The organism is Thermus antranikianii DSM 12462 (assembly GCF_000423905.1).
Classification (GTDB): Bacteria; Deinococcota; Deinococci; order Deinococcales; family Thermaceae; genus Thermus; species Thermus antranikianii.
Genome location: NZ_AUIW01000001.1, coordinates 224,412 through 239,666, shown reverse-complemented (window position 1 = coordinate 239,666; position 15,255 = coordinate 224,412). Strand labels below are relative to the sequence as shown.

At 63.9% G+C, this 15,255-nt stretch carries 16 protein-coding genes and 2 tRNA genes; 9 read left to right on the top strand and 9 right to left on the bottom strand.

The window, feature by feature from the left end; genetic code table 11:
* The first annotated feature begins 2 nt into the window (after positions 1–2).
* Genes G584_RS0101170 through G584_RS0101155 form a run of 4 tightly spaced genes read left to right on the top strand, consistent with a single transcriptional unit; the run spans position 3 to position 4,533 of the window.
* Positions 3–1,349 carry a proton-conducting transporter transmembrane domain-containing protein gene (locus G584_RS0101170; RefSeq protein ID WP_028492967.1) on the top strand — a complete coding sequence of 449 codons (1,347 nt, stop codon included), beginning with the start codon at positions 3–5 and terminating at the stop codon, positions 1,347–1,349.
* Positions 1,337–2,668, top strand: a complete 1,332-nt coding sequence (locus G584_RS0101165) for a hydrogenase large subunit (protein ID WP_028492966.1) — start codon at positions 1,337–1,339, stop codon at positions 2,666–2,668. The genes G584_RS0101170 and G584_RS0101165 overlap by 13 nt, the downstream gene beginning before the upstream one ends.
* A gap of 8 nt (positions 2,669–2,676) precedes the next feature.
* Complete coding sequence (locus G584_RS0101160) at positions 2,677–3,465, top strand: NADH-quinone oxidoreductase subunit B family protein (protein WP_028492965.1); 789 nt, start codon at positions 2,677–2,679, stop codon at positions 3,463–3,465.
* Positions 3,466–3,474: 9 nt separating this feature from the next.
* Positions 3,475–4,533, top strand: coding sequence for a pyridoxal-phosphate-dependent aminotransferase family protein (locus G584_RS0101155; RefSeq protein ID WP_028492964.1), 1,059 nt, complete (start codon positions 3,475–3,477; stop codon positions 4,531–4,533).
* Here the strand turns inward: G584_RS0101155 and G584_RS0101150 are convergent.
* Positions 4,496–5,086: a TIGR01440 family protein gene (locus G584_RS0101150; protein WP_028492963.1), complete on the bottom strand. Its 591-nt coding sequence runs from the start codon at positions 5,084–5,086 to the stop codon at positions 4,496–4,498. The genes G584_RS0101155 and G584_RS0101150 overlap by 38 nt on opposite strands.
* A gap of 85 nt (positions 5,087–5,171) precedes the next feature.
* On the opposite strand from G584_RS0101150, the gene G584_RS0101145 reads away from it, so the two are divergent.
* Both G584_RS0101145 and G584_RS13190 read left to right on the top strand, forming a co-directional pair.
* Positions 5,172–5,627 (top strand): hypothetical protein, encoded by a 456-nt coding sequence (locus G584_RS0101145; protein WP_083964849.1) that lies wholly within the window; start codon positions 5,172–5,174, stop codon positions 5,625–5,627.
* Positions 5,554–5,976, top strand: coding sequence for a cupredoxin domain-containing protein (locus G584_RS13190; protein WP_083964848.1), 423 nt, complete (start codon positions 5,554–5,556; stop codon positions 5,974–5,976). Before G584_RS0101145 ends, G584_RS13190 begins: the two co-directional genes overlap by 74 nt.
* Positions 5,977–6,028: 52 nt before the next feature.
* Here the strand turns inward: G584_RS13190 and G584_RS0101135 are convergent, their stop codons facing one another.
* From G584_RS0101135 to carB, 8 genes are all read right to left on the bottom strand, one after another.
* On the bottom strand, positions 6,029–6,691 hold the full coding sequence (locus tag G584_RS0101135) for an anti-sigma factor (protein WP_028492961.1): 663 nt from the start codon (positions 6,689–6,691) through the stop codon (positions 6,029–6,031).
* The gene (locus G584_RS0101130) at positions 6,692–7,252 is read right to left on the bottom strand and encodes an RNA polymerase sigma factor (RefSeq protein ID WP_028492960.1); all 561 of its coding nucleotides are present in this window, start codon (positions 7,250–7,252) and stop codon (positions 6,692–6,694) included.
* Positions 7,253–7,450: 198 nt separating this feature from the next.
* Positions 7,451–8,302, bottom strand: a complete 852-nt coding sequence (mqnP, locus tag G584_RS0101125) for a menaquinone biosynthesis prenyltransferase MqnP (RefSeq protein WP_028492959.1) — start codon at positions 8,300–8,302, stop codon at positions 7,451–7,453.
* Complete coding sequence (panD, locus tag G584_RS0101120; protein WP_028492958.1) at positions 8,299–8,649, bottom strand: aspartate 1-decarboxylase; 351 nt, start codon at positions 8,647–8,649, stop codon at positions 8,299–8,301. The genes mqnP and panD overlap by 4 nt, the downstream gene beginning before the upstream one ends.
* Positions 8,650–8,672: 23 nt before the next feature.
* On the bottom strand, positions 8,673–10,223 hold the full coding sequence (locus G584_RS0101115) for an Rqc2 family fibronectin-binding protein (protein WP_028492957.1): 1,551 nt from the start codon (positions 10,221–10,223) through the stop codon (positions 8,673–8,675).
* Positions 10,208–10,972 (bottom strand): tRNA (adenine-N1)-methyltransferase, encoded by a 765-nt coding sequence (locus G584_RS0101110; protein ID WP_038050618.1) that lies wholly within the window; start codon positions 10,970–10,972, stop codon positions 10,208–10,210. The genes G584_RS0101115 and G584_RS0101110 overlap by 16 nt, the downstream gene beginning before the upstream one ends.
* Before the next feature lie 128 nt (positions 10,973–11,100).
* Positions 11,101–11,430, bottom strand: coding sequence for a cyclic-di-AMP receptor (locus tag G584_RS0101105; protein ID WP_028492955.1), 330 nt, complete (start codon positions 11,428–11,430; stop codon positions 11,101–11,103).
* Positions 11,431–11,465: 35 nt separating this feature from the next.
* A complete protein-coding gene (carB, locus tag G584_RS0101100; RefSeq protein ID WP_028492954.1) occupies positions 11,466–14,573 on the bottom strand; it encodes a carbamoyl-phosphate synthase large subunit in 3,108 nt (1,035 codons plus the stop codon).
* Between the two features lie 134 nt (positions 14,574–14,707).
* Here carB and G584_RS0101095 point away from each other — a divergent pair, with 134 nt between their 5' ends.
* The 3 genes from G584_RS0101095 (at position 14,708) to G584_RS0101085 (ending at position 15,236) form a co-directional block, all read left to right on the top strand.
* On the top strand, positions 14,708–14,992 hold the full coding sequence (locus G584_RS0101095) for a rhodanese-like domain-containing protein (protein WP_028492953.1): 285 nt from the start codon (positions 14,708–14,710) through the stop codon (positions 14,990–14,992).
* 28 nt (positions 14,993–15,020) lie between these two features.
* Positions 15,021–15,097, top strand: a tRNA-His gene (locus G584_RS0101090).
* A gap of 54 nt (positions 15,098–15,151) precedes the next feature.
* A tRNA-Leu gene (locus tag G584_RS0101085) sits at positions 15,152–15,236 on the top strand.
* The last annotated feature ends 19 nt before the right edge of the window (positions 15,237–15,255 follow it).

The window sequence follows — 15,255 nt, the reverse complement described above, 5'->3', positions numbered from 1 at the left end:
CGGTGCTGTATCTTCTGGTCCTCTTACCGTTGGTGGTCTTCCTGGCCCGCAAGGAGGCCGGTCGGCTGGTGCGGCTTTCCGTTTTGGTGCCCCTTTTCAGCTTTCTTCTGGCTCCGTTTCTGCTGGGTACGGCAGCGGGTCCTTTCCGGTTGGATGGGGTAGGGCTCTTTTATCTCCTTCTGACCGACCTGATCTACGCCCTGGTGGCGCTTTTTGCCCGGGGCTACTTTGCCCGGGCGGAAGCCTGGCGCTTCTACTGGGCGGGTGCCCTTTTCTTGGCCTCGGCCCATGGGGCCTACCTGGCCCACAACCTGGGCATGCTCTGGGTTTTCGTGGAGGGTAGCACCCTGGCCTCGGCTCTTCTGGTCTACCACAAGGGTGGAGCCCGTCCCCTCGAGGCCACCTGGAAATACCTCATGCTGGGCAGCGTGGGCATTGCCATGGGGCTCATCGGGGTCATCCTGGTCTACGCCCTGGTGGGCGGGGCCACCCTGGACTGGGGAGAGGTTCGGTCCCTGGTGGGGGAGGCCGATCCCGAGGGGCTTAAGGTGGCCTTCGCCCTTCTTTTGGTGGGCTTTGGGACCAAGGTGGGGCTATTCCCCTTGCAGGCCTGGCTTCCCGATGCCCACGCCGAGGCCCCGGGGCCGGCTTCGGCCTTGCTTTCGGGAACCCTCCTCAACGTGGCCTTTTACGCCCTTCTCCGCTACGCCGCCATCATGCAGGCGGCGGGGCTTTTCGCCTTTGCCTCCAGCCTGCTCCTTACCTTTGGCCTGCTTACCCTTTTATTTGCGGCCCTCTTCCTCTTTGGACAGAAGGAATACAAGAGGCTTCTCGCCTACTCCAGCATGGAGCACATGGGCCTGGCGGTCTTCGCCTTGGGCCTGGGATTGCCCTGGCTGGCCCTTTTCCATACCCTGGCCCACTCCCTGGCCAAAACCCTGGCCTTTTTGGGGGCCAGCGGTATCCTGTCCCTCACGCACGCCAAGGAGGTGGGGCGGGTGGGCGGGCTGGTCTTCCACCTGCCGGCCTTGGGGATCCCCTACGTCCTGGCCTTGGCGGCCCTGGGGGGCCTGCCTCCCTTTCCCCTCTTCTTCGCCGAGTTTAAGGCGGTGGAGGCGGCCATGCGCTGGCCTGGGCTGGCGGGGCTCTACCTTTTGGGCCTGGGTATGGCGTTTGCTGGCCTCCTTCCTCCCATGGCCCAGATGGGCTTCGGCAGGGGGAAACCCCTTAGGGGGCAGGGCCTGGATCTCTGGATTTTGTGGTTGCTCCTGGGCATCCTGGTGATCCTCGGCGTGTTCCCGGGGGTGGAGGTGTTTAAGGAGTTGGAGGTGGTGCTGTGGAGAAAGTGATGGAGGCCCTGCGCGAGGGGAGGCCTGTGGCGCTTTTTCCTTATGGAGACCAGGTGCTCCTGTGGGTAGAGCATCCGGGGGGCCAGAAGGGTGCGTTAGGCCTCACCGAGGCCTTCCTCTTGGGTGAGAGGAGGCGCTTTCCCAGCCTGGCCGCCGAGTTTCCCGCTCTGGATTGGTTTGAACGGGCCCTTTGGGAGAGGGGTTTTGAGCCGGTGGGGCACCCCGGGTTGAAACCCCTCAGGCGCCACGACCTTCCCTACACCTTCCGGGAGTTTCCCCTCCTCCATGAGGTGCCTGTGGGACCCGTGCATGCGGGGATCATCGAACCCGGGCACTTCCGGTTTAGCGTTTTGGGCGAGCGGATCGTGAACCTGGAGATCCGCCTGGGTTACCAGCACCGGGGTTTGCTCTCCCTCATGCCGGGCAAAGGGCCTGAGGCCGCGCTCCTTCTGGTGGAACGGGCGGGGAGTGAGCCCGTGGCCCACGCCATGGCCTTCGCCGAGGCCTGGGAAAGGGCCTTGGGCTGGGAGGCCCCTTCGCGGGCGCAGTACCTTCGCCGGGCCGCCCTGGAGTTGGAGCGGGCCTTTGGCCATCTGGGTCATCTGGCCGGGCTCTTCACCGATATCGGCTACGCCTACGGGGCCACCCAGGTGGGGCGGATACGGGCTCTTCTGCAGGGGGAACTTGACCGGTTAACCGGCCACCGCTACGGGAGAAACTTCCTAAGGGTTGGGGGGGTGTGGCGGGAGGGCCAGCCGGACCTCGAGGCCATCGCCGCCTACCGGGAGGAGCTGGCCCGCCTGCTGCCCAGGCTTCTCAAAAATCCCCAGGTGCTGGACCGCATGCGCTATGTGGGGGAGGTGCGCCGGGCCAAAGCCTTGGCCCTGGGTTTCGTGGGCCCCACGGCCCGGGCCAGCGGGGTGGGGAGGGACCTGAGGCAGGACGACCCCCTTTACCCCGACTTTACCCCCGTGGTCCGCCAGGGAGGGGATGTGCTGTCCCGGGCCCAGGTGTATGCCGAGGAGAGCCTTAAGGCCCTGGATTACGTCCTTTTCTTTCTGCGCCATCTTCCCGCCGGGCCTCTGGCCCTGGACCCCCCTCTGGGGGAGGGTGAGGCTTTGGCCCGGGTGGAGGCGGGAAGGGGTGAGGTGGTGTGGTTCGTCCGGGTGGAGGCTGGGAGGGTGGTCATGGCCGAGGGGGTGGACCCGAGCTTCAAGAACTGGCGGGCTTTGGAGCTTGCGGTCCGGGGGGAAGGCTTGCCGGATTTCCCCCTTTGCAACAAGTCCTTTGACCTCTCCTATGCGGGAAGCGACCTCTAGGGGGTGCCATGAGCTTGATGCACACGCTTAAGGTGGGAAGGTTGGCCCGCAAGCTGGAGGAGATCCTGAAGGTTCCCCAGCACGCTTTTGGCTACCCCTTGCTGAAGCCGGCGGGCTTGACCCCGAGGGTTCGCGAGGGACTTATCCATCTTTGCCCCAGCGGGGCTTTTGCCGAGGTGGAGGGGATTTTCAGCCTGGACCTCGCCCGGTGCGTGGGATGCGGGCGGTGTGCCCTGGCATACCCGGAGGCCGTGGGGGAGATGAGGTCCCTGGAGGTGGCCGTGACCCGCAAGGAGGACCTGGTCCAGCGGGTGGACCTGGAAAGGGGAGGGTTTCTGGACCCAGGCCCTCCCCCTTCCCCTCGGACAGAGCTTCGCCTGCCCATCCTGGCCTTTCGCGAGGTGAGCGCCGGGGACACGGGCCTTGCCGACTCGGAGATCGCCCTTCTTGGCAATCCTTTTAACGACATGGGCCGCTTTGGGTTCCAGGTGGTGGCTTCGTCCCGGCACGCTGACGCCCTTTTGGTCACGGGCCCCGTGAGCCGCAACATGGCCGAGGCCCTAAGGCGCACCTACGAGGCCATGCCGGAGCCCAAAGGGGTGGTGGCTGTGGGGAACGAGGCCATTTCGGGTGGGGTGTTTGCGGGAAGTCCCCAGGTTATGGCCGGCGTGGACCGGGTGGTACCTGTGGACGTGTACGTGCCAGGGGATCCGCCGAGGCCCGGAGCCATCCTCCACGGCTTGATGCTTTTGGTGGGCCGCATGACCCAGCGGCTGGTAGGGGGGGTTTTGCGCTAAGCTCTTGCCATGGACTGGCTCCTCACTCCGGGTCCTGTGCGGCTTCATCCCAAGGCGCTAGAGGCTCTTTCCCGCCCTCAGCTTCACCACCGGACTGAGCCCGCCAGGGCGCTTTTCCTCAAGGCCCGAAGCCTTCTTCGGGAAGCCTTCCGCACCCAGGGCGAGGTGCTCATCCTCACGGGAAGCGGCACCCTGGCCATGGAGGCCCTGGTGTGGAATCTCTTCGTCCCTGGGGAAAGGGTTTTGGTACCGGTCTACGGCAAGTTCTCCGAGCGCTTCGCCGAGATTGCGGAAAGCGCGGGCCTCGAGGTGGACCGGCTGGAGCTCCCTTACGGGCAGGTACCGAGCCCGGACCAGGTGGCAAGGCCCGGTTACCAAGGGCTACTGCTGGTTCACTCGGAGACCTCCACCGGGGCCATGGTGGACCTGCCCGCCCTGGCAAGAGCCTTTAAGGAGGCCAACCCCGAGGGTCTGGTGGGGGCCGACATGGTGACCAGCTTGCTGGTACGGGAGGTGGCCCTCGAGGCCTGGGGAGTGGACGCCGCGGCCTCCGGTAGCCAGAAGGGTCTCATGTGCCCCCCAGGGCTGGGTTTTGTGGCCCTAAGCCCTTGGGCCTTGGAACGTTTGCGCCCCCGGGGCTACTACCTGAACCTCTCCCGGGAGCTCAAAGCCCAGAGGGAAGGGGAAAGCGCCTGGACCCCGGCCATCAACCTGGTGGGGGCGGTGGCGGCGGTGCTGGAGGAGGTGTTGCCCAAGCTTCCCGAACACCTGGCCTTAAAGGCCTGGCAGAACGACCTTCTGTACCGGGTTGGGGCGGAGCTGGGATTAAGCCCTGTGCCCGAGGTGCCAAGCCCGGCGGTGGCCGCCTTTTACCTGCCCGAAGGGGTTTCCTACCAGAAGGTGAAGGAGGCCTTTGCCCGAAGGCAGGCGGTGATCGCCGGGGGCCAGGGGCCCTTGAAGGGCAGGGTATTCCGGCTTTCCCTCATGGGTTATTACAACCGCTACGAGGCCCTCGGGGTGGCGGCCCTTTTCAGGGAAGCTTTTGCCGATATTCTTCCAGCTTCCTGAGCATCTCCTCCCGGGTGTAGACTGCCCTGGCCCCGCCCACCAGCTTGGGGCGGGTTTTGGCGGCGATGAGTACTGCCTCGCCAATCCTGCGCAGGGAAAGCCTAAGGGGTACGGCCACGGGCCGCAGGTGCATGCCGATGAGAACGCCCCCGATGTCCATTCCCCCGTGGGCTTGGGCCTTTAGGGATTCCACCATCACGGGGTCCTGGAAGCGGAGAAAGGCGGCCGTGGCCAGACTCCCTCCCGCCTTGGGATGGGGGAAGACGGTGACCTCCTCCAGGCTGTAGGTCCGGGCTGCCTCCCTTTCCACCACCAGGGCCCGGTTCAGGTGCTCGCATCCCTGGACGGCTACCCATATCCCCCGTTCCAGGAGAGGGGGAAGGAGCCCCTCGAGGATGGCTTCGGCCACCTCGAGACTGGGCTTCGTTCCCACCTTTTCCCCCAAGACCTCGCTGGTGGACCCCCCCAGGACGAAGAGGCTTCCCCTGGGCATGGGGAAGAGGTCCAGAAACTCCAAAATCGCTTTTTCCGCCGCCTTGCGGATGCCCTCCATACCTCAAGCCTACTCCTTCCCGCAGGAGCGCTGCATCCGTTTTGATCCGGGTGGGCGTAGTAAGGGGTGAGGGGAGGTGTGTGAAATGCGCTGGCGGTTGGCGTTCGGGTTGGGGGTTTTATCGTTGGCGGCTTGGGTGGTCTTGGCCTTGGCCCAGGGTGGGAAGAGGTCGGAGGTTTACCTGGCAGAGCTGGCAGGGCAGGGGCTCAAAGGGCGGGCAGTGGTTTTGGTTGGTTCCCAAGGGGGGCTGGAGGTCTTCGTCTATTTGGAGGGCCTGAGGCCGGGATCCGGGGCCTATGCCAACCACATCCACTTCAACCGCGGGGGTAACGCCACATGTAAGGAGCAGAACGGGGATCAGATCCTGGGTTTAACCTCCCTGGTGGCGGATGCCAACGGCCGTGCGGTGGCCTATACCCGGTTGCCCGCCGCCTCTTTGCCGGGGGGCAGCACCTATGTGAACGTTCATGCCAACACCCCGACACCGGTGGGTGGAACCCTGGCCTGCGGCGATCTTCAGGCCACCGAGGTTCGCTACTGAGGAGGTGGGCATGCGTTCCATGTGGATAGGCATGCTTGCCGCCCTGACGCTGGCGGGATGCTATCCCCGGACGGGAGGGGGTGGGGGTTTGGAGCCCTGTCCTTCGGTAATCCGGATTCAGGGCTTTGCCTTTCATCCGGCCCGGTGCTTCGTGGCCTCGGGGGGTAGCCTGAGCTTTGAGAACCAGGATGCCGCACCTCACACCGCCACTGCCGAGGATGGGGCCTTTGACACGGGGACCCTGAGCCAGGGCCAGACCTCTGCCCCCGTCGTTTTGAATCAGCCAGGAACCTACCCCTATTTCTGCCGCATCCATCCTGGTATGCGGGGGGAGATTGAGGTTAGGTGACGCGGTAGATCTTCAGGGGGGTTGGTCTAGCCGGGCAAAAAGGGGCTTGGCCTCAGGGCAGGTTTAGGCGGGTAAGGAAGCGGGCTGGGGGGGATGGCCTGGGCTTTCCGGAGACCGCATTTTCCGGCCGGGACTCCAGGCTGAGGACTAGGGTACGGAAGTGGCCGTAGTCGGCTTCCAGGATGCGCGTTGGCCCCCCGGCCAAGGGAAAAAGCCAACCGCCTTCCTCTCCCCAAAGCTGGTAAACCGTGCCACGGGGAGGAGGTTCCCGGAACAGCACCAGGCAGCGTCCGTCTTCCCGCCACAGGAGGAGGCCCAGGCTTTCTCCCTCAGTACGAAGTAGGCGCCAATGGGCCCCTGGATCGCTGGCCCAATACGCCACTTTTTCCAAGGCTGTTTCCTGGATGGGCGTTTTCCCGCCCAAGTAGATCCCTAGGGCGAAGGCCACTCCCAGGGCGGCGGCAAGGAAAAGGGTCCGGATGGCGTTTCGCTTCCGCCTGTCCCAGCGGAGCTCCGACCTGATCCGGTCTAGGCTTTCCGGGGGCGGTGGAACCGGGATTAGGGCGTGGGTCAAGGTGTAGAAGGTTTCCTCCAAGGCCCGCAATTCCTCTTGGCAACGGCGGCACGTTCGGAGGTGGGCCTCCACCTGGGCTTGGTCCTTCGCCTCGAGGCTCCCCGTAAGGTAGTCGGTCAGCAGTTCTTCCACGTGTTCCATCTACGCCTCCCCCAGCTTCCCCCTCAGCTTGGCCAGGGCCCGGCGGATGCGGGCCTTAACGGTTCCCAAGGGCAACCCATGGCGTTCCGCCAGTTCCCGGTGGGTTAGTCCAAGGTAGAAGGCCTCTTCCAAAAGGAGGCGCTCTTGAGGGGGGAGGTCTTCTAGGGCTTGCACCACCCGGACCCTGTCCTCCCGGTCTTCCCGCTCGGTTCCCCAGGTGGCTTCCCGATCCCCCTCAGGGTCGTGGGGATCCAGGGTGGGGTCCTTAAGGGGTTGCCGCCGTTCTCCCCGCAGGCGGGAGAGGGCGAGATTGCGGGCTATGGCGTAGACAAAGGTTGTGGGCTTGCCCCGCTTGGGGTCGTAGCGCCAGGCCTGCTGGTAGACCCTCAAGAAGGTATCCTGTAAAACCTCTTTTGCCACCTCCGGATTTTTCAGAATTCTATGGATCAAGGCGAACACCCAGGGAGCGAGGGTGTGATACAGGGCCTCTAACGCTTCTTCTTCTCCACGGGCCATGCGTAGAAGCTGGCAGTGTAAGAGGGCCTCCTCCCTGTCGTTCACTTGCCCCTTTCCTCCTATTAGATGCCTTTACCCCTAACCCCCTAACCTTTCCAGGGGGCCAAGGAGATTGCAAGGTAGGCTAGGGGTATGACCCGTTCCAAGCGTGGGCCTTTGCGTCCAGGGTCGCTTCGCCTCCAAGCCCAGGCTTAGCCCGGATGGTACCAGGATAGGCGCCCAGGCCTTGGCCGTCAATTTCCCTTAACCCCAAAGAAGATCCAGCACGATAAAGAGGAACATCCCCAGGCTCACCCCCACGTTGGCCTGGAAAAAGGCCAGGTCCACCCGGCTTAGATCCTCAGGGCTCACCAGGCGGTGCTCGTAGAAGAGGAGCCCTCCCACCAAAAGGAGACCTAAAAAGTAGAGGTTTCCTGCCCCGTAGCTAAGGCCAGCCAGGAGGAAGGACAGCCAGGCGGTAAGGTGGGTGGCTCGGGCTATCCAGAGGGCCAAGGGGATGCCGAAGCGGGCGGGGATGCTCTTTATCCCGTAAGCGCGGTCGAAGGTGTAATCCTGCGTGGCGTAGAGGATGTCGAACCCAGCGATCCAAAGCCCCACCGCCGCCCAAAGCCAGTAGGCGGTGGGGTGGAAGCTGCCGGTGACGGCGATCCAGCCACCTGCGGCGGCAGCCCCGATGGTGAGGCCCAGCACGTAGTGACAAAGCCAGGTGAAGCGCTTGGTGTAGCTGTAGATGGTGAGGAAGAAGACCGCCACCGGAAGGAGACGGGCGGTGAGGGAGTTGAGGGATAGCCCGGCAAGGGTCAACAGGAGGAGGCCCACCAGGGCTAAAAGAAGGGTTTCCCAGGGTTTGACCAACCCTTTGGGCAGATGCCGGTTCTGGGTCCTGGGGTTTAAGGCGTCGATCTTCCAGTCTATGAGGCGGTTTAAGGCCATGGCCATGGTCCGGGCCCCCAGCATGGCCAGGGTAACCAGGAGGAAGGTGCGAAGGCCTGGCCAGCCCCCCGCTGCCAGGAGCATCCCCCCGTAGGCAAAGGGAAGGGCGAAGAGGGTGTGCTCGAAGCGGATTAAGTCTAGATAAAGCCGAAGCCGCCTCATCCGCGTCGCACCTCAACGATCCGGTTTGTCTCGTCCACCAGAACCACGGTGGGTTTGAGGTTCCTTGCCTCCTCCTCCTCAAAGATGCCGTAGGCCACCAGGATCACCAGGTCCCCTGGGCGCACCAGGTGGGCGGCGGCCCCGTTGATCTGAACCATCCCTGACCCCCTCGCCCCGGGTAGGGCGTAGGTGGTGAGCCGGGCCCCGTTGGTGATGTCGTAGATGTCCACCTGTTCGTAGGGCAGGATGCCGGCGGCATCCAAAAGATCCTGGTCCACGGTGACCGAGCCCACATAGTGTAGGTCTGCGTGGGTTACCCTGGCCCGGTGGATCTTGGCGTGGAACATGATCCTTTTCACAAGGGTCCAGTTTACCCTTCGCCTCCTTCCTGAGGAAGCGCCCCCTCCACGAAGAGGGTCTTGGCATGGGTGTAGAGCACCTGGCCGGGTGCCGCCTTCCTGGGCCGCCACACGTGTTTTTTGCGGGTGTAGTCCACGGGGACCTGGGTTTCCCCCCTGGCCTTGGAGTAATAGGCGGCGAGCCTGGCGGCAAAGAGGAGGTCGTCCAGGGGGGGATTCTTTCCCTCCGCCTTAAGGATCACGTGGCTTCCTGGCACCCCTTGGGCGTGGAACCACAGGTCCTCGGAGTGGGCCATGCGGGTGAGGAGGTCGTTTTCCTTGGCGTTTCTGCCCACCAGGACGGGATAGCCCGAGGGGGAGGTGTACCTTAGGCCAAGCCTCGGTCCCTTCCCTTCCTTGGGTTTTCGGGAAAGGTCCAAGAGCTCCTGGAGGTCCGCTTGTCTTACCCGCTCTATTTCCCTTTCCAAGGCCCTTAGCTTCTCCTCCGTTTGTGGGATGAGCTCTAGGGCCCTTTCCGCCAGCTCCTCCAGGCGGCGGGCCCGGTCGTAGAGCTTCCTGGCGTTTTCCTGGGGGGATAGGGTGGGGTCCAAGGGGATCTCCACCGGTTTGCCGTCAAACCCTTCCAGGACCACCTTTCCTGCACCCCGGGGCACCTCCTTGAGCCGGGCTAGGAGGAGATCGGCTTTCTGCCGCAGGCTTTCCGCTTCCTCCAGGCGCTCGAGGGCCCGGTGGTAGTCGGAAAGCCTTGCCAAAAGGGTCTTCTGCTCCTGCTTTAGAGCCTCGAGGAGGGGCTTCCTCAAGGCCTCTTTCTCCTCTTCGGCCCACTTTTCCCGGAGCTCTTGCGAGAGGGCGGTGCCCAAGGAGGGATTCTCCACAAGATCCTTTAGCGCTTGGAAGACCCTGGCCAGGCCAGCCTCGTCCAAGGGGGTTTCCGGGCTGAGGGTAGCCCTTTTGGCCAGTTCCCGCATGAGCTCCAGCCCTATTCCATCCACGTGGCGCACCACTTCCTTAAGGGGTTTTCCCAGAAGGACCTGGAGGTGCTCCAGGGTCAGGGTCCTGGGATCCAGCTTCTCGTAAGGGGGTGGGGGCACGTAGGGCAGGCCAGGCTTCACCTGGCGGTAGCGGTTCACCTCGCGGGTGACGGGGCGATCCACCCCGAGGATCACGCCTTCTTCATCCAAAAGGATGAGGTTGGCGTTCCGTCCCGTGGCCTCGAGGACCAAGGTGGCGGGTGGGGTATCCACGAACCCCTTTTCCCCGGCAAAGCGGAAGAGGACCACCCGGTCCAGCTTGATCTGCTCTGCTTCTAGCAGGGGGCCCTTTAGCCGGGCCTGGAGCTGCCGTTGGAAAGGGGTCTTGGGCTCTCCCAAGAGGGTTCCCTCCTCCAGGGCCAGGCTGGGGGACGGGGGGCGGTAGCGGGCCACCAGGTTGAAGATGCGGCCCGACCGACCCTTGAGGAGGATGGCCAGGCTGCCTTCCTCGGGGAAGGCCAGGCCCAGGTTTAAGGCGGGAAGCTCCTTTCCTAGCTCCCGCAAGAAGAGATGTATCAGCAATCCTTCCATTTTCTGAAGACTGCCAGAAAGGCTGTATGCCCCACCTGCTGGAAGCGAGGATGGGCCACGGGAAGCCTGATCTCCCACTCCCGCCAGGCTACCTCCAAGACCCGCTCCAGCTTGAGGGGCAGGCCCTCTGCCCTTTGTACCAGCTCCAGCACCTGGGTGATGTTGGGAAGGTAGGCCACCAGGAAACGATCGGGCATAAGAGCCCACGCGGCCTTGGCCAGGACCTTCCAGGGTTCCATGAGGTCCAAGGCCACCCCGTGAAAGCTTTCCGGCTCCAAGGAGGCTTCCTCCAGACTGCCCAAATGGAAGCGCACGTTTTCCACCTGCCAGAAGGCTCTCACATTGGCCTCCGCCTGGGCCAGGTGCTGGGGCCGTTTCTCGTAGCTTTCCACGAGCCCCGTGGGCCCCACTGCCCGGGCCAGGAAGAGGGTGAGCCCCCCGGAGCCCGTGCCCGCCTCGAGGACCCGCATCCCCGGGGCCAGGTCCAAAAGGGTTACCATGGCGCTGGCGTCCTTAGGGTAAGTGGGGGTGGCGCTACGCCGCATGTGAAGGAGGTACTCCTCCAGGGTGGGGTGGTGGACGGAAAGTTCCTCCCCCAAGTGGGTCCACACCTTTCCCCCTGGGCCGGCCTTGCGGATTTCCTCGTGAGGCACAGTGCCCCGGTGGTGGTGGAAGACTCCACCTTCCTTAAGGCGAACCAGGAAGGCTCGGCCTTTAGCGTCCTTGAGAAGAAAGAGCTCACCTTCCATCCCGAACACTTTAGCGGGCCAGGGCCCTGGAGTCCAGGACCCTCTCCAGCTCACAGGGGTTTGGAACCCTGTGGGATCCCACAAGGGTAGGAAGGGTACCCAGAGTCCCGAGCGCAGGGCCTAGCCCTTCACACCTTGAAAAACCCTTCCACCGGCAGGACGAAGACCACCGCCCCGCCCACCTGCACCTCCACCGGCTGGGCCAGGAACGGGTCGGGGGCCTCGGAAAGGGGAAAGCCCCGGGTGACCAGGCGGGTGCGGGTGCGGCACTTTTCCTGGATTAGCTCCAGTACTTCTTGAACCCTTTCGTCCTCCACCCCGATCAGCAAGGTGGTGTTTCCCTCCCGCAGAAAGCCGCCGGTGGAGGCCAGCTTGGTGGACTGCAAGCCCCGCTCCAAGAGGGCTTTGGTGAGCCCAGGGGCGTCGGTATCCTGCACGATGGCCACGATGAGCTTCATTGGCCTTCATTGTACACTGCTGGGCCTCTTTGTCCTCAGGCTTTCTGCAAGATGCCGTGCCATTCCTGTAGGCTTCTGGCCTCGGGGTCTTTTTCCCGGGCCTTCAGAATGGCCTTTAAGCTCCACCAGGCACCCTCTAAGGTGGTGATGAAGGGAAGACCTTTTTCCACAGCCCGCCTCAACTCGGGGTGGGGGACGGGGCTGATGAGGAGGTCATATTCCCCTTCGGAGAGGGTAAAGCCCGCCTCGAGGTAGGCTTGCCGGAGTTCTTCCAGCCGACGGGCTTCCTTGGGGGGAAGCCCTTCTTGGATAAAGCGCACCCGCCCCTCTAGGGGAAGCCTTTGGCCCGCACCCAGCTCTGCCTTGTAGTAGGCCAGGTAAGGGTCCTCGTCCAGGCCCATGCTTTCCCCGGTGGAGCGCATCTCGGGACCCAAAACCGGGATGACCCCGGGGAACTTGAGCCAGGGGATGACCACCTCTTTCACCGCGTAGTAAGGGGGTATGGGGTCCAGGTCCCGGATCCCGAGGTCCCTTAGGGTTTTCCCTACGGCGATGAGGGCGGCCAGCTTGGCCAGGGGTATCCCGATGGCCTTGGAGACGAAAGGGACGGTGCGGCTTGCCCGGGGGTTGGCCTCGAGGATGTACACCTCCTCCCCTAAAACGGCATACTGCACGTTCAAAAGGCCCTTCACCCCCAGGGCCAAGGCCAGCTTCCGGGTGTAAGCCCTCACCTTCTCCAAAGCGCCTGGGGAAAGGTGCACCGGGGGGAGCACCGTGGCGGAGTCTCCCGAGTGCACCCCAGCGCGCTCCACATGCTCCATCACCCCGGCGATCATCACCTCCTCCCCGTCAGAAAGGGCGTCCACATCCAGCTCCAAGGCCCCTTCCAGGTACCGGTCTAAGAGGATGGAGGGCTTGTCCTGGAGGGGCTCGTAGACCTCCTCCAGGTAGCGTTCCAGCTCCTTGCGGTTGTGGAGTACCCGCATGGCCCGGCCCCCCAGGACGTAGCTGGGCCGGGCCAGGAGGGGGTAGCCCACTTCCTCGGCGAGCCTCAGGGCCTCCTCGGGGGTGGCCGCCACCCGGCCTTCAGGCTGAGGGATGCCCAGCTCCTGGCAGAGCCGGTTGAACTCCTGGCGGTCCTCCGCCTTGTGGATGGCGGCGAAGGGAGTGCCAAGGAGCTTTACCCCGGCTTCCTCAAGGCCCTTGGCCAGCTTCAATGGGGTTTGGCCACCCAGGGTGGCGATGACCCCGATGGGCTTCTCATGCTCCACCAGGTTCAGGACATCCTCGAGGGTCAGGGGTTCAAAGTAAAGGCGGTCGGCGGTGTCGTAATCGGTGGACACCGTTTCGGGGTTGGAGTTCACCATGATGGTTTCGTACCCTGCCTCCCTCAGGGCCCAGACCGCGTGCACCGTGGCGTAGTCAAACTCCACCCCCTGGCCGATCCTTATGGGCCCTGAGCCCAGGATCACCACCTTGGGTTTGCTGGAGGGCCAGACCTCGTCCTCCACCTCGTAGGTGGAGTAGTGGTAGGGGGTGTAGGCCTCGAACTCCGCGGCGCAGGTGTCCACGGTCTTGTACACGGGCACCACCCCCAGGGCCTTCCGCTCCTGGCGGACCTCCTTTTCCCCCTTACCCAAGAGCTCGCCTATTCGGGCATCGCTAAGGCCCAGGCCCTTGTAGAAGCGCCAGTCTTCACGGTCCCTGGGAGGGTGGACCTGGAGCTGCGCCTCGGCCTGCACGATTTCCTGTATCTGGTATAGAAACCACGGGTCGATGCGGGTGGCCTGGTATAGGTCCTCTATGGGCATCCCCCGCCGCAGGAGTTCCATGACCGCATAGATGCGGTCGGGGTTAGGGTAGAGCTTCTTCTCCAGGTCCTCCGTGCGCACCTGGGCCAGGGCCCTGACGTCGCGTTCCAGACCCCTCAGGGCCTTCATGAGGGCCTCCTTGAAGGTGCGGCCGATGGCCATCACCTCCCCCACGGACTTCATCTGGGTGCCGAGCTCGTCTTTAAGCTCCCCCAGGGTGTTGGGGAGGTCTTTGAACTTCTCAAAGGCGAAACGGGGGATTTTCACCACCACGTAGTCGATGGTGGGCTCAAAGGAGGCCGGGGTCTTGCGGGTGATGTCGTTGGGAAGCTCGTCCAGGCGGTAGCCTACCGCCAGAAGGGCCGCGATCTTGGCGATGGGGAAGCCCGTGGCCTTGGAGGCGAGGGCGCTGGAACGGGAGACCCGGGGGTTCATCTCGATGACCACCTGGCGGCCTGTCTTGGGGTCCACGGCGAACTGGATGTTGGAACCTCCGGTGTCTACCCCGATTTCCCGGATCACCGCCTTGGCGGCGTCCCGCATCCGTTGGTACTCCGCGTCGGAGAGGGTTTGGGCGGGGGCCACGGTGATGGAGTCCCCGGTGTGGACCCCCATGGGGTCCACGTTTTCGATGCTGGTGATGATGACCACGGTGTCCGCATGGTCCCGCATCACCTCCAGCTCAAACTCCTTCCAGCCCAATACCGATTCCTCTACCAAGGCAGTGTGGACGGGCGAAAGGAGAAGGCCCCGGCTGAGGACCTCCCTTAGCTCGGCCTCGTTCCGGGCGATACCGCCCCCGGTGCCCCCCAGGGTAAAGGAGGGGCGGACCACCACCGGGTAGCCCACCTCGCGGGCGAAGTGGAGTCCCTCCTCCACGCTGGACACCATCTGGCCTCGAGGCACCTCGAGGCCAATCTTGCGCATGGCCTTTTGGAACTCCTCCCGGTCCTCTCCCTTTTTGATGGCCTCGGCCTTGGCTCCGATGAGCTCTACTCCGTAGCGGGCAAGTACCCCCTCCTCGTGGAGGGCCATGGAGAGGTTCAGGGCCGTCTGCCCTCCCAAGGTGGGGAGAAGGGCATCTGGGCGCTCCTTGGCGATCACCTTTTCTAGGTACTCTAGGGTGAGGGGCTCCAAGTAGGTGCGTTCGGCCAGCTCGGGGTCGGTCATGATGGTGGCGGGGTTGGAGTTCACCAGGATGGCCTCGTAACCCGCTCCCCTGAGGGCCTTCACCGCCTGGGTGCCCGAGTAGTCGAACTCGGCAGCCTGGCCGATGGTGATGGGCCCAGAGCCGATGATGAGGATTTTCTTGAGGTCTCTTCTCGGCGGCATCGCGTACCCAATGGGCGAGAATAACATAGTTGCCCCACTTTGTCCAAGGATGGGCCACTTCTTATGCAAAACACCCGGGTATTATTGCATAAGTTTGCGCACAGACCTCGCCTTCGCCTGGTACAATCAAGGGTATGCGCAAGGTGAAGCCCGAGGAGTTACCGGCCCTCCTGAAGCAGGGGGTGAAGGTGGTGGATGTCCGTCCGGCGGATAGACGCCTTACCCCCCTGCCCTTTCCCGCGGAGTGGGTGCCCCTAGAAAGGATCCAAGCGGGGGAGCACCACTTGCCCAAGGTCCCCTTGCTTTTGGTGTGCGAAAAGGGGCTCATCAGTCAGGTGGCGGCCTTATACCTGGAGGCGGAGGGGTACGAGGCCATGAGCCTGGAGGGCGGGCTACAGGCCTTGACGGAGGGCAGTTAGGTCCTTAGAATGGCGGATGCTGAGCGTGGTGAGCGTAGCTCAGCTGGTTAGAGCACCGGACTGTGGATCCGGGGGTCATGGGTTCAAGTCCCATCGCTCACCCCAGTACCACCACCCCGCAAGGGGTGGTATTTTAAAGGGGGGCCTCGCCCTCCTTGCGCGAGGATGGCGGAACCGGTAGACGCGCCGGACTTAGGATCCGGTGGGGTGACCCGTGCGGGTTCAAGTCCCGCTCCTCGCACCACCAGGGCGGGGCCCCTTTT

Coding starts and splice junctions, on each gene's coding strand:
- mqnP (WP_028492959.1), bottom strand. CDS start 8,302: ATGAGGCGGCTTCGGCTTTATCTAGACTTAATCCGCTTCGAGCACACC.
- G584_RS0101135 (WP_028492961.1), bottom strand. CDS start 6,691: ATGGAACACGTGGAAGAACTGCTGACCGACTACCTTACGGGGAGCCTC.
- G584_RS0101150 (WP_028492963.1), bottom strand. CDS start 5,086: ATGGAGGGCATCCGCAAGGCGGCGGAAAAAGCGATTTTGGAGTTTCTG.
- G584_RS13190 (WP_083964848.1), top strand. CDS start 5,554: ATGCCAACACCCCGACACCGGTGGGTGGAACCCTGGCCTGCGGCGATC.
- G584_RS0101145 (WP_083964849.1), top strand. CDS start 5,172: ATGCGCTGGCGGTTGGCGTTCGGGTTGGGGGTTTTATCGTTGGCGGCT.
- G584_RS0101160 (WP_028492965.1), top strand. CDS start 2,677: ATGAGCTTGATGCACACGCTTAAGGTGGGAAGGTTGGCCCGCAAGCTG.
- carB (WP_028492954.1), bottom strand. CDS start 14,573: ATGCCGCCGAGAAGAGACCTCAAGAAAATCCTCATCATCGGCTCTGGG.
- G584_RS0101155 (WP_028492964.1), top strand. CDS start 3,475: ATGGACTGGCTCCTCACTCCGGGTCCTGTGCGGCTTCATCCCAAGGCG.
- G584_RS0101105 (WP_028492955.1), bottom strand. CDS start 11,430: ATGAAGCTCATCGTGGCCATCGTGCAGGATACCGACGCCCCTGGGCTC.
- G584_RS0101115 (WP_028492957.1), bottom strand. CDS start 10,223: ATGGAAGGATTGCTGATACATCTCTTCTTGCGGGAGCTAGGAAAGGAG.
- G584_RS0101095 (WP_028492953.1), top strand. CDS start 14,708: ATGCGCAAGGTGAAGCCCGAGGAGTTACCGGCCCTCCTGAAGCAGGGG.
- G584_RS0101110 (WP_038050618.1), bottom strand. CDS start 10,972: ATGGAAGGTGAGCTCTTTCTTCTCAAGGACGCTAAAGGCCGAGCCTTC.
- panD (WP_028492958.1), bottom strand. CDS start 8,649: ATGTTCCACGCCAAGATCCACCGGGCCAGGGTAACCCACGCAGACCTA.